The organism is Arthrobacter sp. TMN-49, from assembly GCF_054511095.1.
In genome coordinates this window covers 56,118-63,852 of the sequence record NZ_JBTNDH010000022.1, presented here as the reverse complement: position 1 = coordinate 63,852, position 7,735 = coordinate 56,118, and the positions used below count along the sequence as shown (strand labels likewise).

Sequence of the window (7,735 nt, the reverse complement as noted above, 5' to 3'; positions counted from 1 at the left end):
CGATCGTTGGCGATGGCCACGGCAGTGTCCACCCACTTTGGCGCCTTGGTCAACGAACTTGAAGGCAGATCCAAGACCTCTGATACCGAGACAGTGCTCAACATGTTCTCCCCACCCCCCCCCCCCCCCCCCCCCCACCACTGGCGGGTTTAGTACTGGTCTACTGCGGGCTGTTCAACCTTGGTGCCGGACTTGCCCAAGGTGGCGTCGTAGACCTTGGTCCAGGTGGCACCACCGTCGGTGAGCGTGGTGTTCAAGAAGGTGCGCAGGGCGGTGTCGCCCAGCGGCAGGCCGATTCCGTACTTCTCAACTGTGAAAGGCTCGCCAACAACCATCAACTCGTCAGGAGTCTGCGCGGCGAAACCAAGCAGAATCGCCTGATCGGTAGTGACAGCGTCAACGCCGCCGCTCTTGAGTGAGTCTACGCACTTGGAGTACAAATCAAATTCGACGGGTGTCGCCTCAGTGAAGTTCTCCCGGATGTTCTGGATGGGTGTTGAACCGGTGGCGGAACACACCTTCTTGCCAGCCAGGTCCTTCTCGCTCTTGATGGTGGTGTTGTCCTTCTTCACCAGCAGTCCCTGCCCTGTCACAAAGTACGGGCCGGCGAAGTCAACAAGCTTTTTGCGCTTGTCCGTGATGGAGTAGGTGCCCACGTAGAGGTCAACATCGCCATTGGCGATGGCCGTTTCACGGTTTGCGGACGGGATGGCCTTGAACTCAATCTTGTCTGCGGCAACACCCAAGGAAGCAGCCATCCACGTGGCAATTTGGATGTCGAAGCCGGTGCGCTTGCCCGTGGCGGCATCCAGGTAGCCGAGACCGGGCTGGTCTTCCTTGACTCCGATCCGAATTTTTCCGGAGGACTTGATCTTGTCGAAGGTGGGGCTGCCCGTCAGTGCAACGTCTTTGGCCACTTCGAAGACCGGGGCATCGCTGGTGGACTCGCCGCCACCTGTGTCGCCGCCACAGCCTGTGAGGGCAAGGGCAGCAGCAGTGAGGACAGCCGCAACGCCGAGGCTTTTCCTGCTAAAGAATTTCTTCATGGTGATTCCTTTCATGGACGGCCATGACGGCCGTTGTAATGAGCGGCTCCTGGAGCCAAAAAGACGAAAACTAGTTATCCGTTGGTGAGGATCTTGGACAAGAAGTCCTTGGCACGGGGAGTTTGCGGGTTGGTGAAGAACTCGTGGGGTGTTGCTTCTTCCACAATCTGCCCGTCGGCCATGAAAATGACCCTGTCCGCAGCCTTGCGGGCAAAGCCCATTTCGTGGGTGACAACCACCATGGTCATACCCTCTTTGGCCAGTTCGACCATCACGTCAAGGACCTCGTTGATCATTTCCGGATCAAGGGCGCTGGTGGGTTCGTCAAAAAGCATGACCTTTGGCTTCATTGCCAAGGCCCGTGCAATGGCTACACGCTGCTGCTGCCCGCCGGAAAGCTGCGCCGGCAGCTTCGCGGACTGATGACCCACACCAACACGCTCCAACAAGCTCATGGCGAGTTTGTCGGCGTCGGACTTGGACATGCCCTTGACCTTGATGGGGCCCAGGGTGACGTTTTCCAGGATGGTTTTGTGGGCAAAGAGATTGAACGACTGGAACACCATGCCAACATCGGCACGCAGGGTTGCCAGGTCCTTGCCTTCCTTGGGCAGTTCCTTGCCGTCAATGGTGATGGAGCCGTTGTCGATGGTCTCCAGCCTGTTGATGGTGCGGCACAACGTTGATTTGCCCGATCCCGACGGTCCAATGACCACCAGTACCTCACCCTTGGTCACTTGCAAATTAATTTCCTGAAGCACGTGTAGGGGGCCGTAATGCTTGTTTACAGCCTTGAGTTCCACGAGCGCAGGAGCATGTGCGGGATTTGTCATGGTTCGAATGTATCGACTTTCACAAGCCGCGGTAATGGTTTTAGCCCCTTCGGCGGGGATCGTAACGCTAACGAGACAATGTGAGCTGGGCCATGGCGCGTTTTCACGTACCCTTGTTCCCATGAGCGCACCAACAGGAGCAAGCAGAGCCGCAGTCCCGCCACTTCGCCGTTTCGGCATCTGGCGCAAGAACGGCTCGGGCCGCGACACCGCCGACGCCAGACTGTTGGAGACGCCGCCCAGCAGCGACTTCACCCACACAGATCCGTGGCGGGTCATGCGCATCCAAAGCGAATTCGTGCAAGGCTTCGACGCTTTGGCTGATATTGGGCCGGCCATCAGCGTGTTCGGTTCGGCCCGGACCAAACCCGAATCGCCCTACTACGCTGTGGGTGTTGAACTCGGCAAACGCCTGGTGGAAGCCGGCGTGGCGGTCATTACCGGCGGCGGCCCGGGTTCCATGGAGGCCGCCAACCGTGGTGCAACCGAGGCCGGCGGGCTCTCCATTGGGCTCGGGATTGAGCTTCCCTTTGAAGCGGGCATGAACGAGTGGGTCGGCCTAGGTGTTGATTTCAGGTACTTCTTCGCCCGTAAAACAATGTTCGTCAAGTACGCCCAAGGTTTTGTGGTGCTCCCCGGCGGCCTGGGCACACTGGATGAGCTCTTCGAAGCCATGGTTTTGGTGCAGACATCCAAGGTGAGCCAGTTCCCCATAGTTCTTGTTGACAAGGCCTTCTGGGGTCCGCTGATGGACTGGATCAGGGAGGTTATGGTGGTCCAGGGCCTTGTTTCGGCCCCCGATCTGGACATTGTGGCGTTGGTGGACACTGCCGAGGAAGCTGTGGAGCTGGTGATGGCCGGTAAGGCCGGGGCGAAGGTTGCCGCCCGCGGCTAGAAGCGGCGACACGAAACCTCAAGGCGCTCCGGCATCTGGCACGATGGACTAGTGACTTACTTCCTAATTTTTCTTGCCGTGATGCTGGCCGCCGCGGTGGTGCTTTACGTGGTTGGCTTGAACAAGCCCAACGCTGACGCGCCGGTGTACGCGGATGCTTTGGGGGCGCCCGTGGCCAATCTGCCCCCTGTGCTGCTGCCCGTTGCGCCCCAGCCGGCGGACGTGGACAAATTGCGTTTTTCGCTGGGCCTGCGCGGTTACCGCATGGATCAGGTTGATGAAGTCCTCGACCACCTGCGCGATGAGTTGGCTGCCAAGGATTTGCGCATTGCTGAGCTTATGGCGGACGACGCCGATGCGCCGGCTCACGCTGTGAGCGAGGGGGCCGCTGTGGTTGCAGCGGGTGACGTCGCGCAAGCAGACACAGCACCGGTAGAACCACTTCAGCACTCACCCCGTAGCGAGTAGGCCGACATGGAGCCTCTCAGCGGTACCGACGGAAAAATCCGCTGCGCGTGGGCCGGGATCGAGCGTGATGAGCAGTATCAGCAGTATCACGACACCGAATGGGGGCTGCCTGTTACGGGTGAGCGGGAACTCTTTGAGCGTCTGAGCCTTGAAGCCTTCCAATCGGGGCTCAGCTGGCTCACCATCTTGCGCAAACGCGAAGCCTTCAGGCGCGCGTTCAGCAATTTTGAGCCCGCAACGGTTGCCGCCTTTGACCAACACGACATTGACCGGCTCATGGCCGACGCCGCCATTGTGCGCAATTCGATGAAGATCAAGGCCACCATTGGCAATGCCAGGGCCTTGTTGGCGTTGCCGGAAGATGTGTCCTTGGCCCAGCTTTTGGCGAGTCACGCCCCTGCCGCTCCCCGGCCCGCCGGCGAGCCCATTCCGGGCAAGACGGCCGAATCGCTTCAGCTGGCAAAGGCCTTGAAGACGTATGGGTTCGCGTTTGTGGGACCAACCACCGCTTACGCCATGATGCAGGCGGTGGGTGTGGTCAACGACCACCAGCCCGGCTGTTGGCTGGCAGCCCCGGGCCGGGTTGGATCACCCAGCGGGGCGGGGCTGGCATGACAAGGATGGCCGCGCTTACCTCAGCGGAGCCCGCCAAAACCACCATCAACGACGAGCTCTACGCGTTGTTGCGCCGCCTACTGGCCCCCTTGCGTAGGGTGCCGTGGTGGTTGAAAGTCACTTTGCTGTACGGGGCGGCCCGGCTGGTCTCTTTCGCTATTTTCCTCGGGGCAGCGTGGCATGCCGAAGCGTCCCCGTGGGGTGGCCAACAGCCGGACTACTTGACGTTCATTAACCGGTGGGACGCCGGCTGGTATGAACGCATTTACGACGGCGGCTATCCCACCACCATTCCACGCAACGACGACGGTACAGCCCAACCCAACCAATGGGCTTTCTATCCGGTCTTCCCCCTGCTGGCCCGGATGGTGAGCAATATGACCGGACTGGCGTGGGCCCCTGCCGCCGCCACGGTGGCAACGATTGCGGGCCTGGCCGCCGCGTTGATGATCTATCTGCTGTTCAGGCATTTCGCCTCGCCCTCCACCGCACTCTGGGGTGTGGCCTTTTTTGCCATGTTCCCCATCTCCCCGATCCTGCAAGTTCCCTACGCGGAATCGCTGGGCACGTTTTTTCTGGCCGCTGCACTGTATCTACTGATTAAACGCAACTACTGGGCGGCCATGCCTGTGGTGATGCTCATGTGCCTGACCCGCCCGGCCGGGGCGCCGTTTGTCGCCGTCGTCGGTATCCATCTCTTGCTGCGCTTCTGGCACCGCAAGAGCGATCCGTTCCCGGCCAAGGAGATGCTCAGTGGGGCGCTGCTGACGGTTGTCAGCGCGTGCCTGGCGTTTTCCTGGCTCTTCGTCGCCTGGTGGTGGACAGGGGAGCGGAGCGCCTACACCGACACCGAAACCGCGTGGCGCGGCGATGACCTGGTGATCTTCAAACCCTGGTTCGACGCCGGCGTGGACCTTGTGGGCCCGGTGTGGGGTCCGTTGCTGCCGCCACTGTTGGTGGTTCTGGGGGCCCTGTTCCTGAACTCGAGGGCCGTGCGGGGGATAGGTGTTGATTTGCGGCTGTGGTGCGGTATGTACCTGCTGTACCTGATGGCCGTGTTGCACCCTCAGTCCAGCACGTTCAGGATGATGCTTCCACTGTTCCCGCTGGCTCTGGCGGCAACCTTCATCTCCACCTCCAAGGCGTATAGGTGGAGTGTGCTGATCATGTTTGGCTTACTGCAGATTGTCTGGGTTGTGTGGCTATGGCAGTTCGCCGCCATCAGCACAGGACAGGCCTGGCCGCCGTAGAGTCGGCCCACGCGCATTAGGCGTGGAAGGAGCACTTGTCAACCGGGGCGGCACCGATTAGCACCCCGGTGTGCAAGTGCGGAATAATGGTTGTGAGCGATACAACATAAACGCTTTGCTGGGCAATCTCAACAAATGCGGGTTTGTACTACGAAAAGGGGAACTTCTGATGGCAGCCATGAAACCTAGAACCGGCGACGGTCCAATGGAAGTAACTAAAGAAGGTCGGAGCTTAATCCTGCGACTGCCGTTAGAAGGTGGCGGACGGCTCGTAGTGGAGATGAACGCTGACGAGGCGCTCAGCCTCAAGGAATGCTTGGTTGGCGTTACCGAATAGTCGTTAGCTTCACAAAGAATTATCCGGCGGGGCAGCAGCAGCTGCCCCGCCGGATTGCTTTAAAACGCTGACCGGCGGCTGGCTGGTACGGCGCTGCCTAGCGCTTGACGGCGAGCAGCAGGCCGTCGCCGGTGGGCAAGGTGGCGGTGATCAGGGAGTCGTTCTCACGGATCAGTTTGCCAACTTTACGCAAAGTCACCGTGCTGTTTTCGCGGATGGCCGGGTCGGAGACGCGGTCCTTGTCCAGCGCATCATTGACAATGAGCAGCCCGCCCGACTTCAGCAGGCGGATGGCCTGGTCCACGTACTCGGGGAAACTGGGTTTGTCGGCGTCAATAAACACCAAGTCGTAGGCGCCGTCGGTCAGCCGCGGCAAAACATCCTGGCCGCGTCCGGAAATGGTGCGGGTGCGGTTGGCGGGGGACCCGGATTCGGCAAACGCTTCACGGGCCGCCTTCAAATGGTCAACATCAGGATCAATGGTTGTCAGGACCGCCCGTTGTCCCAGCCCACGCAGCAACGCAACACCCGAGACACCAGCTCCGGTGCCCACTTCGACAGCCGTTTGTGCCTTGGAAGTTGCCGCCAATACCGTCAAGGCTGCCGCAACGCCGGGGCTCACGGCGAACAAGCCCAGGTCATGCGAGCGTTCGCGCGCGCGTCGCAGGACAATATCTTCCACGGGCAGGCCCTCTGTATAGGACCAGCTGGTGGATTTATCGGCACTCATGGGTGGTATTTCCTAAACTGTCGCGGTAACTAGCTCTAGCCTACTGCCTAACCCCACGGCACAAGCCCCGTAACTCTTCAGCAAAATGTCAGCTTTGTTTGACACACTATGGGGACTATATGGGAAACCTTCCTGTAGCGTGGATTCCCCACATCAGGGGGAGCAGCCGAATAAGCGAGGTGCAGCGATGAGTTCAGCCACCACCCCCGTGTTCCGTCCCGCTGTTGGCGCCCAGCAACAGCCCGGGCCAGCAGAGCACTGGGTTACGCCGTCGTGGGATGAGGTGGTCACCAATCATTCCGCTAAAGTCTTCCGGCTCGCGTACCGGCTGACAGGTAACAAGCACGACGCCGAGGACCTCACCCAGGAAGTCTTTGTGCGCGTCTTCAAATCCCTGCACAACTTCAAGCCCGGCACCCTCGATGGCTGGTTGCACAGGATCACCACCAACCTCTTCCTTGATACGGCCCGCCGCAAGCAACGCATCCGTTTTGACACCTTGTCCGAGGACGCCGCAGCACGCCTTGCCGGCACGGACCCGGGCCCGGAACGGACCTTTGAGTTCAACAATCTGGACAGGGATATTGCCGCCGCGCTGGAGGCCCTGCCGCCTGACTTCCGTGCCGCCGTCGTCCTTTGTGACATGGAGGGGCTCTCCTATGACGAAGTGGCGCACGCCCTGAATATCAAGTTGGGCACTGTCCGCTCCCGCATCCATCGCGGTCGGGCCATGCTGCGCGAATCGCTGGCTGACCGCGCACCGGGCCGTAGCAACGATGTGCGCCCTGCGCGTAAGCCAATGTTGTCCCTGCCGCGCATAGCTGGGGCGCGCTAGAATCATTTCAGCCAGACACCGGCTGTCCATCCGCAAGCCAAGAAGCTCAGACTCTCAAGCGTTACCGCTAAGAATCGTTGCTTTGAGTGTTGAGAGGGTAATCTTCCTAACGTGTTTGGTATCAATACCCCTGAGCTGATTCTGATTGTCCTTGTGGCAGTGTTGGTGATTGGCCCCACCCGGCTTCCCGGATATGTGGAGAAGCTGAAGAACCTCATCCGCGAGGTGCGCAAGATGGCTTCCGGCGCGCGCGAAACCATCAAGGAAGAGGCAGGGGTAGACCTTGACGACATCGATTGGAAGAAGCTCGATCCCCGTCAATACGATCCGCGCCGCATTATTCGCGAGGCCCTGATAGACGACGAGGACCTTGAGCAGCTCAAATCGCTGAAAACTGCGCCGTCGGCGGCACTGGCCTCCATGATGGGCAAGGGCGAAGGCAGCAATGTCACCGCCGCCGCCGATGAGCCGCCGATCGAACGCCTCGCTGTTGGTCAGCTTGCCCCGTTCGACGTCGAAGCCACCTAGTCCCCAACTCCTCCCAAGCCTCGTGCCTCGGCTTGGGGCCCTCGGGCACGTGGGCCCAAATCGCAAGGTACCTCTTTGGATCTGTTGGCAGTTGTTGGATCAAAATGGCCGTTTTTGACGTGTTTTCGTCCACCAACTGCGACATAGATCCGGGAGGTCGCTTGTTGCGGATAGCTAGTACGCGCATAGGCTTTGCGG

At 60.1% G+C, this 7,735-nt stretch carries 10 protein-coding genes; 7 read left to right on the top strand and 3 right to left on the bottom strand.

Translation table 11 applies throughout. From position 1 onward, the window contains the following. Window positions 1-149 precede the first annotated feature (149 nt). Both ACX80E_RS11620 and ACX80E_RS11615 read right to left on the bottom strand, forming a co-directional pair. A complete protein-coding gene (locus tag ACX80E_RS11620) occupies window positions 150-1,046 on the bottom strand; it encodes a glutamate ABC transporter substrate-binding protein (RefSeq protein ID WP_459302112.1) in 897 nt (298 codons plus the stop codon). A 74-nt stretch (window positions 1,047-1,120) separates the two neighbouring features. Continuing rightward, entirely contained in the window at window positions 1,121-1,879 is a 759-nt protein-coding gene (locus tag ACX80E_RS11615; protein WP_459302111.1) for an amino acid ABC transporter ATP-binding protein, read from the bottom strand. Window positions 1,880-2,000: 121 nt separating this feature from the next. Here ACX80E_RS11615 and ACX80E_RS11610 point away from each other — a divergent pair, with 121 nt between their 5' ends. From ACX80E_RS11610 to ACX80E_RS11590, 5 genes are all read left to right on the top strand, one after another. Next, window positions 2,001-2,774 carry an LOG family protein gene (locus ACX80E_RS11610; protein WP_459302110.1) on the top strand — a complete coding sequence of 258 codons (774 nt, stop codon included), beginning with the start codon at window positions 2,001-2,003 and terminating at the stop codon, window positions 2,772-2,774. 51 nt (window positions 2,775-2,825) lie between these two features. Beyond that, the gene (locus tag ACX80E_RS11605) at window positions 2,826-3,242 is read left to right on the top strand and encodes a DivIVA domain-containing protein (protein WP_459302109.1); all 417 of its coding nucleotides are present in this window, start codon (window positions 2,826-2,828) and stop codon (window positions 3,240-3,242) included. Between the two features lie 6 nt (window positions 3,243-3,248). Further along, a complete protein-coding gene (locus tag ACX80E_RS11600) occupies window positions 3,249-3,857 on the top strand; it encodes a DNA-3-methyladenine glycosylase I (RefSeq protein WP_459302108.1) in 609 nt (202 codons plus the stop codon). Next, complete coding sequence (locus ACX80E_RS11595) at window positions 3,854-5,107, top strand: hypothetical protein (RefSeq protein WP_459302107.1); 1,254 nt, start codon at window positions 3,854-3,856, stop codon at window positions 5,105-5,107. Before ACX80E_RS11600 ends, ACX80E_RS11595 begins: the two co-directional genes overlap by 4 nt. 169 nt (window positions 5,108-5,276) lie before the next feature. After that, entirely contained in the window at window positions 5,277-5,444 is a 168-nt protein-coding gene (locus ACX80E_RS11590) for a DUF3117 domain-containing protein (RefSeq protein ID WP_459302106.1), read from the top strand. 97 nt (window positions 5,445-5,541) lie between these two features. Here ACX80E_RS11590 and ACX80E_RS11585 read toward each other — a convergent pair whose 3' ends face one another. Further along, the gene (locus ACX80E_RS11585; RefSeq protein ID WP_459302105.1) at window positions 5,542-6,174 is read right to left on the bottom strand and encodes an O-methyltransferase; all 633 of its coding nucleotides are present in this window, start codon (window positions 6,172-6,174) and stop codon (window positions 5,542-5,544) included. 187 nt (window positions 6,175-6,361) lie between these two features. Here ACX80E_RS11585 and sigE point away from each other — a divergent pair, with 187 nt between their 5' ends. Both sigE and ACX80E_RS11575 read left to right on the top strand, forming a co-directional pair. Then, window positions 6,362-7,009, top strand: a complete 648-nt coding sequence (sigE, locus tag ACX80E_RS11580; RefSeq protein WP_459302104.1) for an RNA polymerase sigma factor SigE — start codon at window positions 6,362-6,364, stop codon at window positions 7,007-7,009. A 111-nt stretch (window positions 7,010-7,120) separates the two neighbouring features. Further along, window positions 7,121-7,537, top strand: coding sequence for a Sec-independent protein translocase family protein (locus ACX80E_RS11575; RefSeq protein WP_459302103.1), 417 nt, complete (start codon window positions 7,121-7,123; stop codon window positions 7,535-7,537). The last annotated feature ends 198 nt before the right edge of the window (window positions 7,538-7,735 follow it).